The 23,967-nt window shown below is 69.6% G+C and carries 21 protein-coding genes and 3 pseudogenes; 12 read left to right on the forward strand and 12 right to left on the reverse strand.

Translation table 11 applies throughout. The features are described 5' to 3' along the window. Positions 1-62 precede the first annotated feature (62 nt). On the forward strand, positions 63-1,127 hold the full coding sequence (gene queG / locus N0A20_RS17890) for a tRNA epoxyqueuosine(34) reductase QueG (RefSeq protein ID WP_260583948.1): 1,065 nt from the start codon (positions 63-65) through the stop codon (positions 1,125-1,127). A 181-nt stretch (positions 1,128-1,308) separates the two neighbouring features. On the opposite strand, the gene N0A20_RS17895 is transcribed toward queG, so the two are convergent. Beyond that, positions 1,309-1,515, reverse strand: a complete 207-nt coding sequence (locus N0A20_RS17895) for a hypothetical protein (RefSeq protein ID WP_260581664.1) — start codon at positions 1,513-1,515, stop codon at positions 1,309-1,311. Positions 1,516-1,677: 162 nt separating this feature from the next. Beyond that, a complete protein-coding gene (locus tag N0A20_RS17900; RefSeq protein WP_260581666.1) occupies positions 1,678-2,394 on the reverse strand; it encodes an EI24 domain-containing protein in 717 nt (238 codons plus the stop codon). Between the two features lie 74 nt (positions 2,395-2,468). On the opposite strand from N0A20_RS17900, the gene N0A20_RS17905 reads away from it, so the two are divergent. Then, positions 2,469-3,467, forward strand: coding sequence for an adenosine kinase (locus tag N0A20_RS17905; RefSeq protein WP_260581667.1), 999 nt, complete (start codon positions 2,469-2,471; stop codon positions 3,465-3,467). A 26-nt stretch (positions 3,468-3,493) separates the two neighbouring features. On the opposite strand, the gene N0A20_RS17910 is transcribed toward N0A20_RS17905, so the two are convergent. From N0A20_RS17910 to tsaD, 3 genes are all read right to left on the reverse strand, one after another. Then, positions 3,494-5,017: a lipopolysaccharide biosynthesis protein gene (locus N0A20_RS17910; protein WP_260581668.1), complete on the reverse strand. Its 1,524-nt coding sequence runs from the start codon at positions 5,015-5,017 to the stop codon at positions 3,494-3,496. 76 nt (positions 5,018-5,093) lie between these two features. After that, complete coding sequence (locus tag N0A20_RS17915; protein WP_260581669.1) at positions 5,094-6,095, reverse strand: NAD(P)H-dependent glycerol-3-phosphate dehydrogenase; 1,002 nt, start codon at positions 6,093-6,095, stop codon at positions 5,094-5,096. Continuing rightward, entirely contained in the window at positions 6,092-7,126 is a 1,035-nt protein-coding gene (tsaD, locus tag N0A20_RS17920) for a tRNA (adenosine(37)-N6)-threonylcarbamoyltransferase complex transferase subunit TsaD (protein WP_260581670.1), read from the reverse strand. Before tsaD ends, N0A20_RS17915 begins: the two co-directional genes overlap by 4 nt. 295 nt (positions 7,127-7,421) lie before the next feature. Between tsaD and hemC the strand changes: the two are divergent. From hemC to N0A20_RS17945, 5 genes and pseudogenes are all read left to right on the forward strand, one after another. Continuing rightward, positions 7,422-8,377: pseudogene (gene hemC, locus N0A20_RS17925) on the forward strand (hydroxymethylbilane synthase). Then, on the forward strand, positions 8,374-9,063 hold the full coding sequence (locus N0A20_RS17930; RefSeq protein WP_260581671.1) for a uroporphyrinogen-III synthase: 690 nt from the start codon (positions 8,374-8,376) through the stop codon (positions 9,061-9,063). Before hemC ends, N0A20_RS17930 begins: the two are co-directional and overlap by 4 nt. Before the next feature lie 19 nt (positions 9,064-9,082). Then, a complete protein-coding gene (locus N0A20_RS17935) occupies positions 9,083-9,985 on the forward strand; it encodes an MICOS complex subunit MIC60 (protein ID WP_260581672.1) in 903 nt (300 codons plus the stop codon). A gap of 45 nt (positions 9,986-10,030) precedes the next feature. After that, positions 10,031-11,233, forward strand: a complete 1,203-nt coding sequence (locus N0A20_RS17940) for an acyl-CoA dehydrogenase (protein WP_260581673.1) — start codon at positions 10,031-10,033, stop codon at positions 11,231-11,233. After that, a complete protein-coding gene (locus tag N0A20_RS17945) occupies positions 11,226-12,347 on the forward strand; it encodes a CaiB/BaiF CoA transferase family protein (protein ID WP_260581674.1) in 1,122 nt (373 codons plus the stop codon). The genes N0A20_RS17940 and N0A20_RS17945 overlap by 8 nt, the downstream gene beginning before the upstream one ends. A gap of 256 nt (positions 12,348-12,603) precedes the next feature. Here N0A20_RS17945 and N0A20_RS17950 read toward each other — a convergent pair. Then, positions 12,604-14,965, reverse strand: a pseudogene (locus N0A20_RS17950) (TonB-dependent receptor). 209 nt (positions 14,966-15,174) lie between these two features. Between N0A20_RS17950 and N0A20_RS17955 the strand changes: the two are divergent. Further along, entirely contained in the window at positions 15,175-15,810 is a 636-nt protein-coding gene (locus N0A20_RS17955; protein ID WP_260581675.1) for a TetR/AcrR family transcriptional regulator, read from the forward strand. 40 nt (positions 15,811-15,850) lie between these two features. On the opposite strand, the gene metW is transcribed toward N0A20_RS17955, so the two are convergent. Both metW and N0A20_RS17965 read right to left on the reverse strand, forming a co-directional pair. Beyond that, positions 15,851-16,438: a methionine biosynthesis protein MetW gene (metW, locus tag N0A20_RS17960; RefSeq protein WP_260581676.1), complete on the reverse strand. Its 588-nt coding sequence runs from the start codon at positions 16,436-16,438 to the stop codon at positions 15,851-15,853. Further along, positions 16,438-17,559, reverse strand: coding sequence for a homoserine O-acetyltransferase (locus N0A20_RS17965; protein ID WP_260581677.1), 1,122 nt, complete (start codon positions 17,557-17,559; stop codon positions 16,438-16,440). Before N0A20_RS17965 ends, metW begins: the two co-directional genes overlap by 1 nt. 295 nt (positions 17,560-17,854) lie before the next feature. On the opposite strand from N0A20_RS17965, the gene hisC reads away from it, so the two are divergent. Continuing rightward, positions 17,855-18,970, forward strand: a complete 1,116-nt coding sequence (gene hisC / locus N0A20_RS17970; RefSeq protein WP_260581678.1) for a histidinol-phosphate transaminase — start codon at positions 17,855-17,857, stop codon at positions 18,968-18,970. Next, a complete protein-coding gene (locus N0A20_RS17975) occupies positions 18,970-19,884 on the forward strand; it encodes a prephenate/arogenate dehydrogenase family protein (protein ID WP_260581679.1) in 915 nt (304 codons plus the stop codon). The genes hisC and N0A20_RS17975 overlap by 1 nt, the downstream gene beginning before the upstream one ends. Before the next feature lie 93 nt (positions 19,885-19,977). Here N0A20_RS17975 and N0A20_RS17980 read toward each other — a convergent pair whose 3' ends face one another. The 4 genes from N0A20_RS17980 to ftsE all read right to left on the reverse strand — a co-directional run bounded on the left by N0A20_RS17980 (position 19,978) and on the right by ftsE (position 23,007). After that, entirely contained in the window at positions 19,978-20,706 is a 729-nt protein-coding gene (locus tag N0A20_RS17980; protein WP_260581680.1) for a 1-acyl-sn-glycerol-3-phosphate acyltransferase, read from the reverse strand. Further along, entirely contained in the window at positions 20,706-21,236 is a 531-nt protein-coding gene (locus N0A20_RS17985) for a YdcF family protein (protein ID WP_260581681.1), read from the reverse strand. The genes N0A20_RS17980 and N0A20_RS17985 overlap by 1 nt, the downstream gene beginning before the upstream one ends. After that, positions 21,233-22,153, reverse strand: coding sequence for a cell division protein FtsX (locus tag N0A20_RS17990; RefSeq protein ID WP_260581682.1), 921 nt, complete (start codon positions 22,151-22,153; stop codon positions 21,233-21,235). The genes N0A20_RS17985 and N0A20_RS17990 overlap by 4 nt, the downstream gene beginning before the upstream one ends. Positions 22,154-22,275: 122 nt before the next feature. Continuing rightward, on the reverse strand, positions 22,276-23,007 hold the full coding sequence (gene ftsE, locus N0A20_RS17995) for a cell division ATP-binding protein FtsE (protein WP_260581683.1): 732 nt from the start codon (positions 23,005-23,007) through the stop codon (positions 22,276-22,278). 169 nt (positions 23,008-23,176) lie between these two features. Here ftsE and N0A20_RS18000 point away from each other — a divergent pair. Together N0A20_RS18000 and N0A20_RS18005 are read left to right on the forward strand one after the other, a co-directional pair. Continuing rightward, a pseudogene (locus tag N0A20_RS18000) lies at positions 23,177-23,233 on the forward strand (MJ0042-type zinc finger domain-containing protein); the annotation flags it as partial. 232 nt (positions 23,234-23,465) lie between these two features. Continuing rightward, a complete protein-coding gene (locus N0A20_RS18005; protein ID WP_260581684.1) occupies positions 23,466-23,942 on the forward strand; it encodes a hypothetical protein in 477 nt (158 codons plus the stop codon). The last annotated feature ends 25 nt before the right edge of the window (positions 23,943-23,967 follow it).

Here is a 23,967-nt window from a genome sequence, read left to right on the forward strand (position 1 = left end):
CAGGACGAACGGGGTGGAGACAGTCATATGGCATGGCTGCCTACTTGCCGTATAGCGCGCATATGGTTGCCGAAGCCTTGTCTTCTCCCGATGCGACGATCGAGCAGCGCCTCGAAGCGGCCGCGCGCGCGCACGGCTTCGTCGCGTTCGGCATCGCGCACGCCGATGCGGCGCCGCAGACCGCGGCGCGGCTGAACCAGTGGCTGGCCGAGGGGCGGCACGGCGAGATGATCTGGATGGAAAGCCGCGCCGGGCAGCGCGGATCGCCGCGGGGGCTGTGGCCCGAGGTCAAATCGGTGATCGCGCTGGGGATGAGCTATGCGCCCGATACCGATCCGCTGGCGCTCGCCGAGCATCCCGGGCGCGGGCGGATTTCGGTCTATGCGCAGGGGGCCGATTATCATGACGTCGTGAAAAAGGCGCTGAAGCATGTTGCGCGCTGGCTCGTCGGCGAGGCGAGCGACGCGCAGGTCAAGGTGTTCGTCGACACCGCGCCGGTGATGGAAAAGCCGCTGGCGGCGGCGGCGGGACTCGGCTGGCAGGGCAAGCATACGAACATGGTCAGCCGCGATCATGGCAGCTGGCTGTTCCTGGGGGCGATCTACACGACGCTCGACCTCGCGCCGTCGGCGCCGGGGCGCGATCGGTGCGGCAGTTGCACGGCGTGCCAGGACGCCTGCCCGACGCAGGCCTTTCCGGCGCCCTACCGGCTCGATGCGCGGCGCTGCATCTCCTACCTCACGATCGAACATGCGGGGCCGATCCCGGCCGAGTTCCGCCGCGCGATGGGCAACCGCATCTATGGCTGCGACGATTGCCTCGCCGTCTGCCCGTGGAACAAGTTCGCCGACCGCGCGGCGCGCCACCGCGCCTTCCTGCCGCGCGCCGAGCTGGCGGCGCCGTCGCTCGGCGATCTGCTGGCGCTCGACGACGCCGCATTCCGGCAGGTCTTCGCGGGCTCGCCGATCAAGCGCATCGGGCGGAACCGGATGGTGCGCAACGCCGCGATCGCGGCGGGGAACAGCGGCGATGTCCGGTTCGCGCCGATGCTCGAACGGCTGAAGAGCGACGAATCGGCGGTGGTGGCGGAAGCGGCGGCATGGGCGCTGGCCGAACTGGCGTCCTGACGTCGCGAAAGGCTTATGGCGGATTGCACGAAATCCGAATCAACCGATTCCCCGAGCGAAGTCGAGGCAGCGACGGTGCAGCTTCTCGCTCCGCTCGAAGGAGCCCCTCGTCTTCGCTCGGGGAATCGGATCAGCTTGGGGCTCAATGCCGTACCCCTTCTTTGAACGGGAGAGGTGCCGGTCAGCGCCGCAGCGTCTCCACGCAGCTGTCGACCTCGGCGTTGCGCCCGTCGGGCGTTCGGGCGTCGACATGCGTCGCGACCGGCGGCGCGCCGGCGCGCGGGGCGTAGAAATAGATGTCGACGACGCACGCCGGTCCCTCGAACTGCAGCTTGCGCGCGGCGCCTTCGGTGACGTCGAGGCGCGGCTTGCCGAACAGCCGAGCCAACCGCGTCGGCGCTGTACCCGATCAGGCTGTTGTTCTGGACCGGCTTGACGATCGCCGGTGCGGGGGCGGCGGTCACCGGCGGCGGATTGCCGCGCGGCGGCGGGACCGCCGATGCGCAGCCGCCGAGCGCGGCAAGGGTCAGGGCGGCGGCAAAGGCGCGGATCATGCGGGGTCCCTGTTCGGCAGGTGGATCAGGTGGACGGCCATAGCCGCGCCGGCGATCGGCGCCAACAGGTTGACGACGGGCACCAGGAAAGTCGCGGCGGACAGCGCGCCGAGCGACCAGCGCGCGCCGCGCGTCAGGCGCGGATGGCCGGGATGGCGCGCCAGCACCATCGCCTCGAGATCGCGGCCGAGCAGGGCGGCGTTGATCGCGAAGGCGAGCAGGGGCGCGCCGACCGCGGTGAACAGCAGCGGGATATAGAGGGGCAGCGCGACCAGATTGACGGCGATCAGCCGGGCCACCGACACCAGGCCGAGGCGAAGGCTCCTGCCCAGGCTGACCGGCACCGCGCGCGTCGCCGCGCCGGGATAGCGGCGCCCCTCGACCTCGGCGACGATGCCGTCTGCGAACAGGCCGACGACGGCGATCGCGACGGCGCGGAACAGCAGCCAGCTCACCCCGAGCAGCGCGAGAAGGATCAATATGCCCGCCATGTCGCGTTCGACCGCGCCGAGCCATTGCCAGTGCGACAGCGCCCAGCGCGCGGCGAAGAAGATCGCCGCGCCCGCCGCGACGAAGATCAGCAGCGTGAGGGCGAGGCTTTGTGCGAGCACGGCGAGCACCGGGCGGCGCGGCAGATCCTGCAGGGCGAGCATCAGGGCATGGATCGCGCGGGCCATGGTCGCGGGATGGCGCGGGTGCGGGGGCTGCGTCAAGCGTCGCGCTTGCCTTGGCGCGCCGCCGTCCCTAAAGCCGCGCGCAATCTTTCCCATCACCGACAGGAATCTTCATGGCCTCCACCGCCCGTTTCGACGTTGTCGCCATCGGCAATGCGATCGTCGACGTCCTTGCCCGCGCCGACGACGCGCTGATCGAGCGCGAGAAACTGGTCAAGGGGTCGATGCGGCTGATCGACGCCGAGGAGGCGACCAGACTTTATGCGGCGATGGGGCCGACGGTCGAAATGTCGGGCGGCAGCGCGGCGAACACGCTCGCGGGCATGGCGGCGCTCGGGCGCCGCTGCGGCTTCATCGGCCAGGTGGCGAAGGACCAGCTCGGCCAGGTCTTCACCCACGACCTGACCTCGCTCGGCGTCGCCTTCGACACGCCGGCGCAGGACGGCGGCGCGCCGACCGCGCGCTGCCTGATCCTCGTCACCCCCGACGGGCAGCGGACGATGAACACCTTCCTCGGCGCGTCGCAGAATCTGGGCCGCGAATCGCTCGACGCCGCGCTGATCGCCGATGCCGACATCCTCTATCTCGAAGGCTATTTGTGGAACGCCGACGCCTCGCGCGCGGCGATGGCGGAGGCGATCGCGCTGGCGCGCGCCGCGGGCGGCCGCGTCGCCTTCACCCTGTCGGACACCTTCGTCGTCGCCGGCCATGGCGAGGATTTCCGGCGCATGATGGCGGCGCGCGAGATCGACATCCTCTTCGCCAATGAGGCCGAACTGCTCGAACTGGCGCAGGAGGGCGATTTCGAGACCGCGCTGGCAAAGGTCGCCGCCGACGTGCCCCTGCTCGTCGCGACGCGCGGCGCGCATGGCGCGGTCGCGGTGACGAACGGCGAGCGCAGTGAAGTCGCCGCCGAGCCGATCGACACGGTGGTCGACACGACGGGCGCCGGCGACCTGTTCGCCGCGGGATTCCTGTCGGGTCTCGCCGAAGGGCGCGGCATCGCCGACTGCCTGACGATGGGCGCGGTGTGCGCGCGCGAGATCATCGCGCAGGTCGGCCCGCGCGCGCAGACCGACCTCAAGGCGAAGGTCGCCGAACGCCTCGGATAAGGTGCGGCGGCCAGGCCGGGGCGGGGTCAGCCCGCTGCCGGTTCGGGATGTTTGCGAAACAAGGCGCGGTCGGCGGGGCCGAAGCCGCGCGTCCAGATCAGCCAGCCATAGATGCCGAGGATCACCGGAACGCCGATCAGCAGTTCGGCCCATTCGGGGAGCCGCGTCGCGCCCCAGCCGAGCACCGCGGCGCCCGCGGTCGCCCAGACGAGCGCCCAGCGCAGGCTGTTCACCGGCGCGTCGAGAATCCGCGAGAGCAGCCGCGCCTTGACCACCGAGGCGAAGCCGAGCGCCAGCATCAGCGCGAGCGCGACCGCCGCCGCATATGTGATCGGCGGCAGGCCCATCGACCTTGCGATCAGGATCAGGGCGACGCTGAGCAGCGCCTGCAGGCCGAGCGTCGCGAGGCTGATCAGCAGGTTGCGGTGGCGCGCGACATAGACGAGCGCCGCCTCGCTGACCACGGCGGTGGCCGCGACGACCTCGGCGGCGAGCAGGAAGGCGAGCGCGGGCGTGCCGCTGACGAACTCGGGGCCGACGAGGCCCATCACCGCCTCCCCCGGGATGCCGAGGGCGAGCGCGACCCCGGCCTGCGCGGCGATGATCCAGAAACCGACCTGGCTGACCTGCGAGGCGACGGCCGCCAGGCGATTCTCGGCGAGGTTGCGCGTGATGACCGGGCCGAGGATCGGTTCGAAGCTGGTCTTCAGCTTCTGCGGCAGCGAGGCGACCTGCTGCGCCATATAATAGATGCCGTAGATGGTCGGCGAGGTGAACTGGCCGAGGATGAACAGGTCGAGGCGGCGCGTGCCCCATTCGATCGCGTCGGCGGCGGCGAGCGGCGCGTTGCGGCGCGCGAGCGAGATCAGGTGCGCGGGATGCGGGCGCCAGACGCCGGGTCCGCCATAATGGCGGATCATCGGCCACAGCGCAGTGGCGAAGGCGCCGAGCATCGCCGCGGCATAGGACAGCATCAGCCCGTCGGGCGGCGACACGTACCAGAAGGCGGCGGCGCCGAGGCTGATCACCCAGGGTTCGACCACCGCGCGCGCGCGCACCGTGGCACCGATATCGAAGCGATAGGCGCAGGCGGCGAGCGCGATCTCGGTCCCCGCGATCGCGAAGACGAGGAGCGCCATGGCGCGGTCCGACGCGCTGATCGACCCGCTCGGGAACATGAACTGCGGAAAGAGGAGCAGCGCCGCCGAGCCGAGCGCCGAGGCGAGGAAGGCGACGAACATGCCGTCCCACACGGTGATCCGCGGATCGGCGCCGGGCGCGCTCAATTGCTCGGCGAGGCCGCGCTTGAGCCCGAGCGTCGACAGCTGCGCGACCAGTTCGATGACGAGCACGGCGAAGGCGAAGCGTCCGACCGCCTCGGGCCCGTACCAGCGGCCGGCGACGTAAAGGAAGGGCAGGCGCGCGACGAGGCGCAGGATGAAGCCGAGGAAGTTGGTGCGTCCGCCCTTGGCGAGCGCGGCGGTGTCGGCATCGCGCGAAGGCGCGGCGTCGGGCGATGCGGGCGGCGCCGCGCTGTCCGTCTGGCTCAAGCCTGGCGCCCCTTCTGCTTCTCCCCGGCGGGCAGACTAGCGCGGCGGCGGGGGGCAGGCAATCGTGTCGCGCGTGTCACCGGCCTTCGCGTCGCAGCGGGCGGCTGAGCAGGGCCTGAATGGCCTCGGAAGCGCGGATTTCGCCCGCGACGAGCCGCGCCACCGCGCCGGTGATCGGCATGTCGATGCCGTCGGCGCGCGCCGCGGCGGCGACCACGGGCGCGCTGAACGCGCCCTCGGCGACGGTGCGGCGGTCGGCCATCAGCGCGCGCACATCCTCGCCGCGCCCGAGTCCCTGGCCGAGCGAGAAGTTGCGCGAATTGCTCGAGGTGCAGGTGAGCACGAGGTCGCCGAGCCCGGCGAGGCCCGCCAGCGTTTCGGCCTGGGCGCCGCGCGACAGGCCGAAGCGCGTCATTTCGGCGAAACCGCGGCTGATCAGCGCCGCGCGCGCGTTGAGGCCGAGCCCGGCGCCGTCGACGATGCCGCAGGCGACGGCGAGGATATTCTTCACCGCGCCGCCGATCTCGGCCCCGATCACGTCGGTGCTGGCATAGGGGCGGAAATGCGGGCGCGCGAGCGCGCGGGCGAGGGCGTCGCCGAGCGCGGGATCGGTGGCGGCGAGGGTGATCGCGGTGGGCAGGCCGGCGGCGACCTCGTGCGCGAAGGTCGGCCCCGACAGCACCGCGACCGGGCGCGCGGGCGCGACCTCGCGCGCGATATCGACCGGAAAGGCGAAGCTCTCCGCCTCCATGCCCTTGCTGCACAGGATCAGCGGCGCCTCGCCCGGTGGCAGCCCGGCGAGGACGGCGCGCATATAGGGGACGGGAACGACGATCAGCAGCGCGTCGCAGGCGGCGAGGTCGGCGAGGTCGTCGGTCGCGGCGAGCGAAGGCGACAGTGCCGCGCCGGGCAGGAAGACGGGGTTGCGATGCTCCGTGTTGATTGCCGTCACGACCTCCGCCTCGCGCGCCCAGAGCCGGACGGGGGCGCCGTCCGCCGCGAGCAATTGCGCCAGCGCGGTGCCCCAGGCGCCGCCGCCGACGATGCCGAAGCGTGACGTCATGCCTTCACGCGTCATGCCTTGACTCCGGCGCCGCGCACCGCCTCGGCTTCGGGGTCGAGCGGCCAGCGCGGTCGCGCGGGGATGCCCAGCGGATCGGTGAGCCCCGCGGCGAAGCGTTCGGCGCCCGCCCAGGCGATCATCGCGCCATTGTCGGTGCACAGCCACAAGGGCGGAGCGACGAAGGGCTTGCCATGCTGCGCGGCGAGATCGGTAAGCGCGCCGCGGATCGCGCCATTGGCGGCGACCCCGCCCGCGACGACGAAGGCGGTGGCGTCCGGGCAGGCGGCGAGCGCGATGCGGCTGCGGTCGACGAGGCAGTCGACCACCGCCTGCTGGAAGGAGGCGGCGAGGTCGGGGGTGCTGTACTCGCCGCTCGTCGCTGCACGCGCCACCGCGCTCTTGAGGCCCGCGAAGGAGAAATGCGGCTCGGCGCTTCCGACGAGCGGGCGAGGGAGGGGCACGGCTTTCGGATCGCCGTCGCTGGCGACGCGCTCGACCGCGGGGCCGCCGGGATAGCCGAGGCCGAGCAGCTTCGCGGTCTTGTCGAACGCTTCGCCCGCCGCGTCGTCGATCGTGGTGGCGAGGCGGCGGTAATCGCCGACGCCCCTGACGAGCAGCAGCTGGCAATGGCCGCCCGAGACGAGCAGCAGCAGATAGGGGAATTGAAGGTCGGGATCGGCGAGGCGCGGGCTCAGCGCATGGCCCTCGAGATGGTTGACCGCGATCAGCGGCTTGTTCGCCGCATGCGCGAGCGCCTTGCCGGTGACGAGCCCGACCATGACGCCGCCGATCAGCCCCGGCCCGGCGGTCGCGGCGATGGCATCGACGTCGGCGAGCGTCTTTCCGGCATCGGCGAGCACGCGTTCCACAATGGGCGCCAGCCGGTCGACGTGGGCGCGCGCCGCGATCTCGGGCACGACGCCGCCATAGGGCGCATGATCGGCCTCCTGTCCCGCGACGCGGTGCGCGAGGATGCGCCGGTCGCTATCGACGAGCGCCGCCGCGGTTTCGTCGCAGCTCGATTCGAGGCCGAGGATAAGAGACATAATCTTGCGCGCCCTTTACGCGCGCGAGGCGCAAGGGGGCAAGCGTGGTTGATCCGGGGGTTCGCGCAGAGATCGCAGAGCGCGCCGAGGAAAGGAGAATTTTGTTCGCGCGGAGACGCGGAGAGATTGTGATCGCCGCGAAGCGGCTTTCTCATCGCACGTTGCGCCATGGCATAGCCCCGATAAAAAGGGGCCTTTCGGCCCGAATCTTCTCCTCCGCGTCTCCGCGTGAACAAAATCTTTGCCTGAAGCCCCTTGTCTTCCCTTTCGCGCCGCGACGCCCTAGCAGCGGCGCATGGCTTCCATCCCGCTTCCGACCCCCGCGAACCCGCTGCGCATCGGCACGCGCGCCTCGCCGCTCGCGCGTGCGCAGGCCGATATGGCGGCGGCGGCGCTGGTGCGCGCCCATGGGCTCGACCCGGCGGCGCTCGAAATCGTGCCGATGACCGCGACGGGCGACCGCATCCAGGACCGGGCGCTGGCCGATGTCGGCGGCAAGGCGCTGTGGACGCGCGAACTCGACGCGGCGCTCGACGCGGGGACGATCGATATCGCGGTGCATAGTTTGAAGGATGTCGAGACGCTGCGCGAGGCGCGCTTCTTTCTGGGCGCGATGCTCGAACGCGCCGATCCGCGCGACCGGCTGGTCGTCCGCGACGGGATCGTCGCGACGACGATCGAAGCACTGCCGACGGGAGCAAGGCTGGGGACGAGCAGCCCGCGCCGCGCGGCGCAGGTGAAAAGGCTGCGGCGCGATATCGAAACACTGCTGCTGCGCGGCAATGTCCAGACGCGGCTCGCGCGGCTTGCGGCGGGCGAGGTCGATGCGACCTTGCTGGCGGCGGCGGGGCTCGACCGGCTGGGCATGGACGATATCGGGACGGTGCAGGAGGCCGCGGCGCTGCTGCCGCGCGGCATCGCAGGGTGCGATCGGGATCGAATGCCGCAGCGACGATGCTGCGATCCGCGGCCTGCTCGCGGCGGTCGATCATCGGCCGACGCACCGCGCGGTCGCGGCCGAACGCGCCTTTCTTTCGGCGCTCGGCGGCGATTGCCGCTCGCCGGTCGCGGCTTATGCGCATTTTACGGACGATGGAGTGCTGCGGCTCGATGCCGAGCTTTATTCAGAGGATGGGGCGGAGCATGTGGCTAAGCCATGTGCTGATCGAGGGCCCCGATGCGGCAGCGACATTGGCACGCCAGCTGCTGGACGAAGCCCCCGATGCGGTCCGCCGCCTGTTCGGGGCATGACCGAATCGCCGTCCGTCATCGTGACGCGCGCCGAGCCGGGCAATGCGGCGACGGTCGACCGGGCAAAGGCGGCAGGGCTCGACGCCCGTGCGATGCCCTTGTTCGCGGCGGTGCCGCTGGCCTGGCACGCTCCCGATCCACGCGATTATGACGTCCTGCTGCTGACCAGCGCGCAGGCGGCGCGGCTTGCGGGCGGCGAACTCGCAGGGCTGGTGTCGCTGCCCGTTCATGCCGTCGGGGCGGCCACCGCGGCGGCGGCGGAAGCGGTGGGATTGCGGGTGGTCGCGACCGGCGCGAGCGATGCACAGGCTCTGGTCGACGCCATGACGTCATCGGAAAAGCCCCGGATATTATGGCTTTGCGGACGCGAACGGTCGGACCTCGACGCGAAGGGCGCGCGCCTCGTGCCGCTGCCCTGCTATGCGGTCGATCCGGTCGATCCGCCTGCGGGCTGGGACAGGCTGATCGCCGGGCCCGCCGTCCTGCTCGCCCATTCGGCGCGCGGCGCGGCGCGGATCGCGACGCTCACCGAAGGACGGCGCGACCGCCTGTCGCTCGTCGCGATCAGTCCGGCGGCGGCCGAGGCGGGCGGTGCCGGCTGGGCCGCTGTTACCGTTACGGACCGGCCCGACGACGCGGCGATGGTGACAGCGGCTCATGCTTTGTGCCAAAAGGCGCAAAAATAAGGTCGTTTGAAAGAGACACATGGCAATCGAAAGCAGCGAGACCCCCGCCCGTCTGGGTGCGGAGCCATCGAGCAAGGGGCCATCGTTCCGCAGCCTGGCGATCGCCGCGCTGCTGTTGTTGCTGATCGGCGTCGTCGGGGGCGGCTGGGCGATGAACCGCTGGCTGGCCGGCGGCGAAGCCGCGGCGCCGACGGTGGTCGATACGGCGGCGACCGACCGGCTGCTCGCGGCGAGGGCGGCCGCCGAAGCGCCGGCGGGCGTTGCCGCGCCCGCCGCGGCGCTGCCGGGCGATCCTTCGACGCTGCCCGAGCGCGTCGCCGAACTCGAACAGCGCCTGTCGCGGATCACGCTCGAGGCCGCCTCGGCCTCGGGCAACGCCTCGCGCGCCGAAGGGCTGCTCGTCGCCTTCGCGGTGCGCCGCGCGCTCGATCGCGGGCTCCCGCTCGGCTATCTCGATGCCCAGCTGCGCCTGCGCTTCGGCGACGACCAGCCCAATGCGGTGAAGACGATCATCGAAACCTCGCGCGACCCGGTCACGCTCGAACAATTGCGCGCCGAACTCGATGCGATCGCGCCGAATCTGGTGGGGCGCAGCGGCGACAATGGCAGCCTGTGGACCGGATTGCGCCGCGAGCTCGGCGAATTGTTCGTCGTCCGCGCCGCCGGCACCCAGTCGCCGCGCGCGAACGAACGGCTCGAACGCGCGCGCCGCTACCTGGCGGGCGGCATGGCCGACAAGGCGATCGCCGAGGTCGAGGCGATGCCCGGCGCGGCGGCGGCGGGCGAATGGCTCATCGACGCGCGCCGCTATCACGAGGCGCGGCGCGCGCTTGACCTGATCGAGACCGCGGCGATATTGGAGCCGCGCGGCGGCCAGCCCGCCGCGACGGCCGGAAAAGTCCCGGCCGCGACCACCCCCTAGCGCGCGATCCGGTTCCGGGCGTTCGCATAAAGAGAAAGCCCGACCATGGCCCTCGCCGATCCGCAGCGCGTCGCCGCGCTCGACCCGCTCGATCCCCTGCTGCTCGACGCGCAGCTGAGCGAGGAGGAGCGGATGATCCGCGATGCCGCGCGCGCCTATGCGACCGGCGAATTGCTGCCGCGCGTGACCTCGGCCTTTCTCAACGAGCGTTTCGACCGCGAGATCATGTCGGAGATGGGCGCGCTCGGGCTGCTCGGCGCGACGATCGACCCCGAATATGGCGGCGCGGGGCTGAGCTATGTCAGCTACGGCCTGATCGCGCGCGAGGTCGAGCGGATCGATTCGGGGTACCGGTCGGCCTGTTCGGTGCAGAGCAGCCTCGTGATTCATCCGATCAACGCCTATGGCAGCGAGGAGCAGAAGCGCAAATATCTGCCCGGCCTGACGTCGGGCGAGCTGGTCGGATGCTTCGGGCTGACCGAACCCGATGCGGGCAGCGACCCCGGCGGGATGCGCACCCGCGCCGAGAAGATCGCGGGCGGATACCGCCTGAAGGGTGCGAAGATGTGGATCACCAATTCGCCGATCGCCGACGTCTTCGTGGTGTGGGCGAAGTCCGACGCGCACGACGGCGCGATCCGCGGCTTCCTGCTCGAAAAGGGCATGAAGGGGCTGTCGGCGCCCAAGATCGAGGGCAAGGTCAGCCTTCGCGCCTCGATCACCGGCGAGATCGTGATGGACGGGGTCGAGGTCGGCGAGGATGCGCTGCTGCCGCATGTGTCGGGGCTCAAGGGGCCCTTCGGCTGTCTCAACCGCGCGCGCTACGGCATCGGCTGGGGCGCGATGGGCGCGGCGGAGTTCTGCTACGAGGCGGCACGGAGCTACACGCTCGAGCGCAAGCAGTTCGGACGCCCGCTCGCGGCGAACCAGATCGTACAGCTCAAGCTCGCCAACATGCTCACCGAAATCGCGCTCGGGTTGCAGACTGCCCTTCGTGTGGGCTGGCTGATCGACGAGGGGCACGTCGCCCCCGACATGATCAGCCTGCTCAAGCGCAACAATTGCGGCAAGGCGCTCGATATCGCGCGCGTCGCGCGCGATATGCACGGCGGCAACGGCATTTCGGCGGACTATCATGTCATCCGCCACGCGGTGAACCTCGAAACGGTGAACACCTATGAGGGCACGCACGACGTCCATGCGCTGATCCTCGGCCGCGCGATCACGGGCATTTCGGCCTTTGCCTGAACCGCTGGAAGGTATCCGCGTCGTCGAGCTGGCGCGGGTGCTCGCGGGGCCGTGGTGCGGGCAATTGCTCGCCGATCTGGGCGCCGAGGTGGTCAAGGTCGAGCGGCCGGGCACCGGCGACGACACGCGCGCGTGGGGGCCGCCCTTCATTACGGGGGCCGGGGGCGAAAATCTCGGTGCGGCCTATTATCACAGCACCAACCGCGGAAAGCGGGGGGTGGCGATCGACATCGCGACCGCCGAGGGGCAGGCCGAGGTCCGCGCGCTGATCGCCGGTGCCGATGTGGTGATCGAGAATTACAAGCTTGGCGGACTCGCCAAATATGGGCTCGATCCCGCGACGCTGCGCGCCGATTTCCCGCGGCTGATCGTCTGCTCGATCACCGGCTTCGGCCAGACCGGGCCCTATGCGCACCGCGCGGGCTATGATTTCATCATCCAGGCGATGGGCGGCGCGATGTCGCTGACCGGCGAGCCCGACGGCGCGCCGCAAAAGGCCGGAATCGCCTATGCCGACATCTTCACCGGCATGTATTCCGCTGTCGCGATCCTCGCCGCGCTGCGGCGCCGTGACGTCACCGGTGCCGGCGCGCATATCGACATGGCCTTGCTCGATTGCCAGGTCGGCGTGCTCGCCAACCAGGCGGCCAATTATCTGGCGAGCGGCGTGTCGCCCTGGCGCATGGGCAACGGCCACGCCAATGTCGTGCCCTATCAGGCCTTCGCGACCGCCGACGGCCAGCTGGTGATCGCGGTCGGCAACGACGGGCAGTTCCGCAAGCTGTGCGCGGTGCTGGGCGAGCCGGGCTGGGTCGACGACCCGCGCTTCGCGACCAATGCGGCGCGGCTGGCGAACCGCGGCGAACTGATCCCGCTGCTCGCGGCGAAGATCGCGGCCTGGGAGGCGCAGCCCCTGTCGCTCGCGCTCGAGGCGGAGGATGTGCCCGCGGGGCCGATCAACGACCTCGCGGGCGTGTTCGCCGACCCGCAGGTGATCGCGCGCGGGATGCGTTTCCGGCCCGAGGGCGCGTTTGTCGACGGACTGGCGAGCCCGATCGTGATCGACGGCGAACGCATGGTCGCGCCGGGCGGGGCGCCGGCGCTGGGGGGCTGAGTCGGGCGGGAGCGGACGTTGGAATAGATCAGGCCCTCCCCTTCAGGGGAGGGCAGCGAGACTTACGAACTTGTTCGTTAGTCGCAGCGGGTGGGGTCCATCGGCCTTGCGCAAGGCCGATGGACCCCACCCCAACCCCTCCCCTGAAGGGGAGGGGCTTTATGTCCGCTATCCACCCCGAACCGGTCATCCTCTCGCCCAAAGAAAAGGGGCGCCGTCGCCAGCACCCCTTTCCCCTATTACCGAAAATCCGGCGTCAGAACTTCACCGTCCCCGTCACGAAGACCTGGCGCGGATTGCCGTAGAAGGCGGTCAGCGTGCCTTCGGTGCCGAGCGCCGAGGTCGGCAGGCCGTTGCCCCCGATGACCGGCACGCCGGTGACCGGATCGACGTTGATGAAGGTATAGCCCGACGTCTTGTAATGCTTGTTGGTCAGATTCTTGCCGAAGACGCCCAGGCTCCACCGGCCTTCGGGCGCGGTGTAGACGAGGCTGGCGTCCCACAAGGCGAAGCCGTCCTGGTCGATATAGGGGTTGGGAATCTCGAACTGATAGGTCTTGCTGCGGTACGACAAGGTCGTCGCGGCGCTGATGTCGCCGTCGCCGATCGGGACCTGATAGGCCAGCGTGCCGCTCGCGGTCCATTTGGGCGTGTTCTGCACCTCGCGGAATTGCGCGACATCGGTGGGGGTATTGACCCCGTTCACCACGATGTTGGTGATGAATTCCTTGTACTGCGCGTCGATATAGCCGAGCGCGGTCGACAGCGTCAGCCGGTCGCCCGCGGCCGCGAAATCTTCGCCCAGCCGGGCGCGGCCTTCGAATTCGAGGCCCTTGAAGGTCGCCTTGCCGGCTGTTCGAGACGATCCCGCAGAAGCTCGGCAGGCCGCCGACGGAGCAGGCGACCGAGCCCGGAATCTGGACGTCGGTATAATCGGCATAGAAACCGGCGATCGCGATATTCACCGCGCCGTCGAACAGGCTGCCCTTGTAGCCCAGTTCGTAGCTTTCGACCTTTTCGGGGCGGAAGCTCAGGAAGGCGGCGACTTCGGCATCGCTCGGAATCCCGCCCGGGTTGGTGGTCGGCGCATTGGCGCCGACGCCGCGCGGGTCGAAGCCGCCGCCCTTGAAGCCCTGCGAATAGCTGGCGTAGAGCGTGTGGTCGGGGGTCGGCTTGAAGGTCAGCGAGGCGCGCGGGGTGAATTTGTTGAAGTTGCGGCTGCCCTCGAAATCGGTGCCGGGCGTGCCGAAGGGCACGCCGGCCCCGCCGAACACCGGCGAGCCGCCGCCGAGGTAATTCTGGCGCAGGATCGACGCTTCGCGCTTGTCCCAGGTATAGCGGCCGCCGACCGACAGGCTGAGCTGGTCGCTGAAGTCGAAGGTCGCGTCGCCGAACACGGCAAAGGTGGTGGTGTCGACATCGGCCTCGGTGAAGGCGGTCAGCCCGGCGAAGGTGTTGAAGATGCGCACGTCGAACAAGGTGTCGGCGGTCGCGTCGAGATAATAGAAGCCGAGCAGGCCCTTGAGCCGGTCGCCCTCATAGAGCAGCTGGAATTCCTGGCTGATCTGTTCGTTGAAATAGAAACCGGGAACGTCGACGTCGACCGCGGGCAGGGCGTCGAAATCGATCGGGGTCGCCGACTTGTCCTTGCGCCAGGCGCTGATCGACCGCAGCGTCACCGTGTCGCTGAGTTCGGCGGTGACGTTCATCGCCAAGCCGTAAGCCTCAATCTCCTGCTTCGGATCGACGAGCGCGCCGCGGCTGTCATAGACGCTGTCCAGCACCGGGGCGTTCGTCGCGAGGCTGGGGATCAGGCGGTGGCCGCCGCGCGGATCGCTCTTGTCCTTGCTGTAGTCGCCCGAGATCCGGATCAGCACCGGTTCGCCATAGCCGCCGAGTTCGATCGTGCCGCGGCCGGCCCAGACGTCCTTGTTGTAATTTTCGAGGCCGGTGGTCAGATTGTCGCCGAAGCCGCCGCGCGACAGACGCGCGACCGAGCCGCCGACGCGGAGCAGGTCGCCGATCGGGGCGCTGGCGGTGACGATCAGGTCGGCCTGGTCATAGGTGCCGTAGGTTCCCTTGATCTTGAGCGAGAAATCCTGCGGCAGCGGCGCGGTGACATATTTGACCGCGCCGCCGATGGTGTTGCGGCCATAGAGCGTGCCCTGCGGCCCGCGCAGGATCTCGATCCGTTCGACGTCGTAGATGTCGAGCACCGCGGCCTGCGGGCGGTTGAGATAGACATCGTCGAGATAGAGGCCGACGCCCTGTTCGAACCCCGACACCGGATCCTGCTGGCCGACCCCGCGGATGAAGGCGGTCAGCGTCGAGTTCGACCCGCGCGACACTTCGAGCGTGGTGTTGGGGGTGGTCTGGCCGATTTCGGTGATGTCGATCGCGCCGGCCTTTTCGAGCGCTTCGCCCGAATAGGCGGTGACCGCGATCGGCACGTCGATCAGCCGCTCGTCGCGGCGGCGCGCGGTGACGACGATCTCGTCGCTCCCGGCGTCGCTGCTCGCGCCTTCCTCCTGCGCAAGGACCGGCGGGGCGAAAGCGAGAAGACCGAGGGCGCTGGTGGCGCAGACGGCACGGCGAAAGCGGCGAGCGAACGGACGCATGATTGTCTCTCCCATGTCGCGGGCGGCCCCTCGCCGCCCGGCGGATTTTCTTGGGCCCGGTGCTTGCCAAGCCGCGCATCCTCCAATAATGAAACATGAACCAAGTTTCAACTTGGAATATGAAGACGTCGTTTTTTGCTTGCCACTGGTGCCGAAAAGCCACGATGCACGGGCAGGGCCGAACGGCATGGGGGAATGGAAAGGCAGCGATGGATCAGCCGCGATCAGCACCGGAGGCCGGCGACGGCACCGCGCGCGACAAGACCCCGCGGACCGAGCGCGGGCGGCGGACCTTGCGCAAGCTGCTCGACGCCGCGGCGATCGAGTTCGGCGAGCGCGGCTTTCACGAGGCCTCGATCAGTGCGATCACCCGCCGCGCCGGCACTGCGCTCGGCAGCTTCTATACCTATTTCGATTCGAAGGACGAAATCTTCCGGGCGCTGGTCCGCTATATGAGCGAGCAATTGCGCGACTATGTGACCCCGGTCGTGCAGGCGGCGCCCGACGGCATCGCCGCCGAACGCATCGGGCTCGAATCCTTCCTGCGCTTCGTGCGCGAGCACAAGGAAATCTACCGGATCATCGACGAGGCCGAATTCGTCGATTACGCCAGCTATCGCCGCCATTATGAAACCACCGTCGCGCGGGTCCGCCAGCGACTCGAGGCCGGGGCGGCGCGCGGCGAGCTGCGTGCCGACGTCGGCGAGGTCCACGCCTGGGCGATCGGCGGCATGAACGTCTTTCTCGGCATGCGCTATGGGCTGTGGGACGAGGGCGTCGATATCGAGGAGATTGCGCGCATCGCCAACGACCTGCTCGCGAACGGGCTCGCGAAGAAGGATTGATCGCGCCGCGCCCGCGAAGGCCGGGACGACCGACGAAAGGTCAGCCGCGCGCTATCAGGAAGATCGCATGTTCCGCCCGCCAGCTCGCGGCGGCGTCGCTCGTCGGCTTGTCGCCCGACAGATACCAGGCGGCTTCGACGCCGATGCCCTTGGCGCCGATCAGGTCGCGGAAATCGCTGACCGTGACATGGTGGATGTTCGGCGTCTCGTACCAGGCGACGGGGAGCAGCCGCGTCACCGGCATGCGCCCGCCCCAGAGCAGCGCGAGCCGCACGCGCCAGTGCGCGAAATTGGGGAAGCTGACGAAGGCGCGCGGCGCGATGCGCAGCAACTCGCCGACGACGCGGTCGGGCCGCTCGGTGGTCTGTAGCGTCTGCGACAATATCGCATAGTCGAAAGCGTTATCGGGATAATCGGCGAGGTCGCGGTTCGCGTCGCCCTGCACCACCGACTGGCCGCGCGCGATCGCCGCGGTGACGTTCGCCGGGTCGATCTCCAGCCCGCGCGCGTCGACGCCCTTGGCGCGCAGCGCCTCCATCAGCTCGCCGTCGCCGCAGCCCACGTCGAGCACGCGCGCCGATGACGGCACGGCGTCGGCGATGATCGCGAGGTCGGGGCGCAGCGCCATCAGAAACCGGCCCCGAGCGCGCCCGCGACGATCCGGTCGAGCGCGGGGACGTCGAGGAGGAAGCTGTCGTGGCCGAAGGGCGCCGACAGTTCGACGAAGCTCGCCGCGGCGCCGACGCTCTGCAGCGCCTGGACGATGCGGCGCGATTCGGCGGTCGGATAGAGCCAGTCGGTGTCGAAGCTGACGAGCGTGAAGCGCACATCCTTCGCCTTTGCGAAGGCGCCCGCGAGGCGGCCGTCGTGCGGTTCGGCGAGGTCGAAATAATCCATCGCGCGCGTGATGTAGAGATAGGCGTTGGCGTCGAAGCGGTCGGTAAAGGCGAGGCCCTGGTGCCGCAGATAGGATTCGATCTGGAAATCGGCGTCGAAGCCGAAGCTCTTGATGTCGCGCGCCTGCAGCCGGCGGCCGAATTTCTCGGTCAGCCCGGCTTCGGAGAGATAGGTGATATGCGCCGCCATGCGCGCGACCGCGAGGCCTTTGGTGGGCATGCAGAACTTGTCGTAATAATTGCCGTCCTGCCAGTCGGGGTCGGCCATGATCGCCTGCCGCCCGACCTCGTGGAACGCGATGTTCTGCGCCGAATGGCGCGCCGCGCTGGCGATCACCAGCGCCGTGCCCAAGCGTTCGGGATAGTGCGCCGCCCAGGCGAGCGTCTGCATGCCGCCCATCGAGCCGCCGACCACCGCGTGGAGCCGGTCAATGCCGAGATGGTCGAGCAGCATCGCCTGCGCGCGCACCATGTCGCCGATGGTGATCACCGGGAACGCCATGCCGAGCGGGGCGCCGGTCACCGGGTCGGGGGTCGCTGGCCCGCTCGACCCCATGCAGCTGCCGAGCACATTGGCGCAGATGACGTGGAAACGGTCGGTGTCGATCGGCTTGCCGGGGCCGACCATGCGCGCCCACCAGCCGGGCTTGCCCGTCGCGGGATGGTCGCTCGCGACATATTGGTCGCCGGTCAGCGCGTGGCAGAGCAGGATCGCGTTCGACCTGTCGGCATTGAGCGCGCCATAGCTTTGCCAGGCGATCGTCACCGACGGCAGCGACTGGCCGCTGTCGAGCGGCAGCGGCGCGGGGATGGTCACGCTCTGGTGCTGAATCTGATGGAGCGCGCTCGCCATGATGCGCGCGGGGCTAAGCGGGTGCAGGGGGAGTGTCAACGATGGGTAGCGGCGCGCCAGTTGTATTGATTTGTTTCACGCGAAGACGCGAAGGCGCGAAGAGGATGTGTCCGCCGCGAAGCGGCCCTCTTCCTGGACGATCGCTTTGATCGCGCCGTTGCCGAAGATCGTGGCCTTCGGCCAAGAACCCTTCGCGTCTTCGCGTCTTCGCGTGAACCTTGTCTTCCTCGATCTTTTGGCGCGAGCCCGCGTCAACAAACTGGACTCGCCGCGCCCACACGCTAAACGCCGCCGCATGACCGACACGACCCCGACCCTCACCCCCAAGCCGTGGATCAGCGGCATCGCTCCCTATGTTCCCGGCAAGTCGGCGGGGGCCGACGGACGCCCGCTCATCAAACTGAGCGCGAATGAAAATCCGCTCGGCACGGGCGAAAAGGCGCGGGCGGCCTTTGCGGCGGCGCAGGGCGCGGCCGACGCGCTGTCGCGCTATCCCGATCCGGGTTCGAACGAGCTGCGCGCGGCGATCGCCGCGAAGTTCGGGCTCGATCCGGCGCGCGTCATCTGCGGCAACGGGTCGGACGAACTGCTTCACCTCGCTGCCGGCACCTATGCCGGGGCGGGCGACGAGATTCTCTATGTGCGCTACGGCTTCGCGGTTTATGAAATCGCGGCGCGCCGCGTGGGCGCGGTGCCGGTCGAGGCCGACGACCGCGACTATGCGACCGACGTCGATGCGCTGCTCGCGGCGGTGACCGAGCGGACGCGCGTCGTCTATCTCGCCAATCCGAACAATCCGACCGGCACGCTCGCGACGCGCGAGGAAGTGGCGCGGCTCTACGCGGGCCTGCCCAGGGATGTGCTGTTCGTGATCGACCAGGCCTATAGCGAATATCTGTCGGAAGAAGAGGACGACGGCGGGCTCGAACTCGCGAAGACGCAGCCCAATGTCTTCGTCACGCGCACCTTCTCGAAGATCCACGGCCTCGCCGCCGAGCGGATCGGCTGGGGCTATGCGAGTGCCGAGGTGATTTCGGCGCTGCACCGCATCCGCCTGCCTTTCAACGTCACCCGCGCCGGGCAGGCGGCGGCGGTCGCGGCGCTCGGCGACGAGGAGTTCGTGACGCGCAGCCGCGACCATAATGCCAAATGGCGCGCCTGGCTCGCGGGCGAGATCGAGGGCCTCGGCAACCACGGCCTGCGCGTCGTGCCGTCGGCATGCAATTTCCTGCTTGTGCTGTTCGAGGGCGCGGTCAGCGCCGAGACCGTCTACAACCGGCTGATGGACGCGGGCTATATCGTGCGCTGGCTGCCGGGACAGGGGCTGCCCCATGCGCTGCGCATGACGATCGGCACCGAAGACGAGACGCGCGGCCTCGCGGCCGCCATCCGCGCCGCGGTCGAAGGCTGATGCCCGAAACGTCAAGCATCGAAAGGGTCGCGATCGTCGGCCTGGGCCTGATCGGCTCGTCGATCGCGCGCGCCATCGCCGAAAGGCTGCCCGCCGTGACGGTGACCGGCCATGACGCCAGCGATGCGGTGCGCGAAGAGGCGCGCGCATTGGGGCTGTGCGATGCCATCATCGACGACCCGGCCGAAGCGGTTGCCGATGCCGATCTGGTGATTCTGGCGGTGCCTGTCGGGCGGATGGCCGATGCCGCCGCAGCGCTCGCGCCGGGGCTGAAGTCCGATGCGATCATTTCGGACGTCGGATCGTCGAAGACGAGCGTTGCCGAGGCGCTGGCGAAGGCGCTGCCCGGTCATGCCGTCATTCCGGCGCACCCGGTCGCGGGGACCGAGAACAGCGGCCCGGCGGCGGGCTTCGCCAGCCTGTTCGCGGGACGCTGGTGCATCGTCACGCCGGGTGCCGATGCACAGGCCGAGGCGGTGGCCGCGCTGACGGGCTTCTGGGAGGCGCTCGGCGCCAGGGTCGACGTCATGGACGCCGCGCATCACGATATGGTGCTCGCGGTGACGAGCCATCTGCCGCACCTCATCGCCTATACGATCGTCGGCACCGCGAGCGAACTCGAAGAGGTCACCGAGAGCGAGGTGATCAAATATTCGGCGGGCGGTTTCCGCGACTTCACCCGCATCGCGGCGAGCGACCCGGTGATGTGGCGCGACGTCTTCCTCGCGAACCGCGATGCGGTGCTCGCGACCTTGCAGCGGTTCAACGAGGATCTGACCGTCCTGCAGCAGGCGATCCGCCGCGGCGACGGCGCGAAGCTCGAGGACTGGTTCACGCGCACGCGGGCGATCCGGCGCTCGATCATCGAACAGGGCCAGGACGATGCCGCGCCCGATTTCGGGCGGAAGCATTAGGGGCGATTCGTCGCCCCCGCGAAGGCGGGGGCCGCTGGCAACCTTGCGCCACCCCGATAACGGCCCCCGCCTTTGCGGGGGCGACGATCTTCTTCAATCGGGTCGGCCTTCCAGCAACGCTTCGGGCGGGTTCAGCGCATTGATCGCGCGCCACACGCGCTCCTCCGCTTCCTCGCGCGGCAGGCCGGCGGGGACGGTTTCGCCGACCCTGTAGGTGATCGTGCCCGGCCATTTGACCCAGCGTCGCGGCGGATAGGCCAGGCCGCTGTTCACCGCGACCGGGATCACCGGCACCCCGAGCATGCGATAGACGCCGGCGAAGCCCGCGCGCAGCGGCGGCGCCTTGCCATGCGGCACGCGCGTCCCCTCGGCGAACAGCACCAGCGGGCGCCCGGCGGCGAGCGCGGCCCTGGCGGCGCCCAGCATCGCGCGCATCGCCTTGCTCCCGCCGTCGCGATCGACCGGGATCAGGCCATAGAAACGCGCCGCCTGGCCCCAGACGGGAATGTTGAACAATTGCTCCTTGGCGAAGACCGCGGGATGCCGGAACAGCATCGGCTGCTCGATCGTCTCGAACGCGCCCTCATGCTTGAAGACGTACAGCACCGGCGTGTCGGGCATCTGGCCCTCGACGACGATCCGGTGGCCGAGCACGAAGCGGCAGATCAGCCGGTGGAACTGCGCCCAGATGCGCACGAACCAGATCGTCGCCTTGTGCGAGACCGGCAGCGCGATCACCGCGCCGATCGAGCTGAAGCTGCTCATCAGGACGAAGAGCAGCCAGAAGAGGATCGAACGGAACAGGGCGACGGTGTAGCGCATCAAAGCCCCAGCAGGCCGCCCGCCAGCCCCGCCAGATATTTGTGATATTCGCGGAACAGCGTCGCGAAGCTCGGTTCGCTGTGCACCGCGTCGGGGACGATCGTCACCTTGTCGCCGACCGCGCGGCCGAGTTCATATTCGGCGCGGCGCATGTGCCAGTCGGTGGTGATCAGCCGCACGCTCTTGTAGTTGCGCCGCGCAACCCAGGTCGCGACCTCGGTCGCGTTCGAGCGGGTATCCTCGGCCTCGAACCCCAGCGCGATGCAGCAATCGAACAGTTCCTCGGGGCGCTTGTACTCGGCGGCGAGTTCCTTGGGCTTCACCTCGCGCGCGACGCCGCTGATGAGCAGGCGCTTGGCATCGCCCGCCTCGAGCCGTTCGAGCGCGCGGTCGATGCGCCCCGGCCCGCCGGTCAGCACGACGATCGCGTCGGTCTTCTGGTCGCCGGCGGGCAGCGGCGGCAGCAGCGCGAACCAGGCGAAGCCCAGCACCCAGGCCAGGAACAGGAGGGAGAGGAGGCGCTTGATCATAGAATCTTCTTGAGCGCGGCGAGCAGGGTCAACCGCGCGGTCAGGGCTGCGAGCGCGATAGCCAATAGCGGCAGCGCCAGCAAGAGCAGCCAGCCCGCGGCGCCGAGCGAGGCGGTCGCGGCGAGTCCCGATGTGACCCCCGACCATTGCCAGCCGATCAGCAGCATGATCGCCGCCGCGACGACGCTGCCGAGCGCGATGCCGTAGGCGGTGTCGATCGCGATGCGGCGCTGGAACAGGCGGGTGATCTGGCGGTCGGTGGCGCCGATCAGGTGCAGCATCTCGATCGTCGCATAATGGGTGCCGAGCGCGGCGCGCGCGGTCATGATGACCACCGCCGCGCTGGCGAGCGTCATCAGCAGCACGAGCGCGCCCGCAACCCAGGCGAGGCTGCGGATCAGCCGCGCGACCGGGCCCAGCCATTCGGCGTGCGGGATGACGCGCGCGCCCGGCGCGACCTCGGCGACCAGCGCGCGAAGCTGGGCAAGCTGGCCCGCGCGCTCGCCGCCGACGAAATCGACGTCGACCAGCGCGGGCAAAGGCAGCGAACGCAGCACCGGGTCGTCGCCGCCCGCGCTGCCGAGCCACTGGCCGAGCGTCGCGAGCAGTTCGTCCTGCCCGACCTGGCGCGCGCCGCGCACGTAGGGTGCGGCGCCGGCGCGGCGGGTGAGCGCGGCGGCCTGTTCGGCGCGCGTCACCGGATTGGCGGTGACGATCTGCACCGTCACCCGCCCGGCGATCGCGTCGCCGATATTGTTCGCGGCGCGCGCCAGCCCGATGCCGGCGGCGGCGGCGAGCAGGGTCAGCATCATCAAGATCGCGATCACCCACGGCGTCGGCCCCGACAGGCGGCGGTCGGGGAGCAGGCGGCGGTGCTGGACGGGGACGCGCGGGATGATCATCGGGAGATGGCCCATAAATAGGGACAGTCCCCATTTAATCCGCAGAGCAGAGCGCCCTCGGTTGTTCCGCCAATTAAATAGGGACTGTCCCTATTTATGGGCGTCGCACCGGCATTTCCTGCAAAACCGGCCATCCGCTAGACCCTGTTCGCCGGCGGATAGCGCAGCGCGCCGGTCGGGTCGGCGAGGCGGCCTTTTTCGAGCCGCATCATCTGCGCATTGTCGATGCGGCTGATCAGATGGATGTCGTGCGTCGCGACCACTACGGTGGTGCCGAGCCGGTTGAGCGCCTCGAACAGGCCAAGGAGGCGCATCGCCATCTCCGGGTCGACGTTGCCGGTGGGTTCGTCGGCGACGAGCAGTTGCGGGCGCGCGATCACCGCGCGCGCGATCGCGACGCGCTGCTGTTCGCCGCCCGACAGCGTCGGCGGAAAGGCGTGGGCGCGGTCGTCGAGCCCGATCCAGCTCAGCATCTCGCCGACCGGGCCCGCCAGATCCTCCTCGCTGACCCCGGCGATGCGCAAGGGGAGCGCGATATTGTCGCGCGCCGACAGGTGCGGGATCAGCCGGAAGTCCTGGAACACGACCCCGATGCGGCGGCGAAAGCCGGGCAGGCGGTGGCGCGGCATGCTGACCAGATCCTCGCCGAACAGGCGCACCAGCCCGCGGCTCGGCCGCTGCGCGAGATAGAGCATCTTGAGCAGCGAGGTCTTGCCCGCCCCCGACGGGCCGGTGAGGAAATAGAAGCTGCCGGGCTGGAGGTTGAAGCTGATGTCGGCGAGCACTTCGGCATCGGGCCCATAGCGCAGCCCGACGCGGTCGAACTCGACCATCGCGCCGCCGGGACGCGGACCGGCGCTATCCGTCATGGCGTCACCGCGGCGCGGCGCGCGCCCCCGAAAAGCCGTGGCAAAGGTGCAGCGTCGGCGCCCATGCGCCCGCCTGTCGCACGGCTTCTCCACAAGGACAAGCGGCGAGTGGGCCGGGCGGGGCGACGCGGCGCTTGCCACGCGCGAATCGCCGTGTTTAGAGGGGGTCATGATCCTTGCCTGCCCCGCCTGCCACACCCGCTACGTCGTTCCCGATACGGCGATCGGTGCCAACGGGCGTACCGTACGCTGCGCCAATTGCCGCCACAGCTGGTTTCAGGAACCCGCCGCGGCGGGCGAGCTGACGCTGACCGAAACCGCGCCGGGCGTGGAGCAGAAGGCTCCGGAAACGCCGCCCGCTCCGCCCCCTCCGCCGCCGCGACCCGAACCGGTCGCGCGCGAAACCGCCGAAACGCCGCCGCCTGCGGCCTTTGCCGCGCCAGCCGGCCGAACAAAAGGTGACGGTCACCGAAAGCGACGCGCCGCTGCCGCACCGCCGCCCGCGCCGCAATCCGGCGAAACGGCTGACGATGATCGCCGCCGCCGCCGCGGTGCTGATGATCGCGGCGACCGCCGGCCTCTATTGGTTCGGCCTGCCGGGCTGGGCGCAGGGGCTGGGCATTCCGGGAATGAACGACGAGCCCGACCTCGTCATCGAACTGCCGCCGAACCAGGATCATCGCGAACTGGCCGACGGCACCATCTATTTCGCCGCCTCGGGCGTCATCATCAACCCGACCGACCGCGAACAGCGCGTGCCGCCGATCCTCGCCGAACTGCGCGATGCGCAGGGGACGATCGTCTACAGCTGGACGATCAAGCCGCCGGTGCGGACACTGCCGCCGAACGAGAAGGTCAATTTCAGCGAGGCCAAGCTCGACATCCCGCGCCGCGCGACGCAGCTGACGGTGAGCTGGGCGCTGCCGAAAGGATGAACGATATTCGCCCTCCCCTTCAGGG

Source organism: Sphingopyxis sp. PET50 (genome assembly GCF_025244705.1).
Lineage (GTDB): Bacteria > Pseudomonadota > Alphaproteobacteria > Sphingomonadales > Sphingomonadaceae > Sphingopyxis.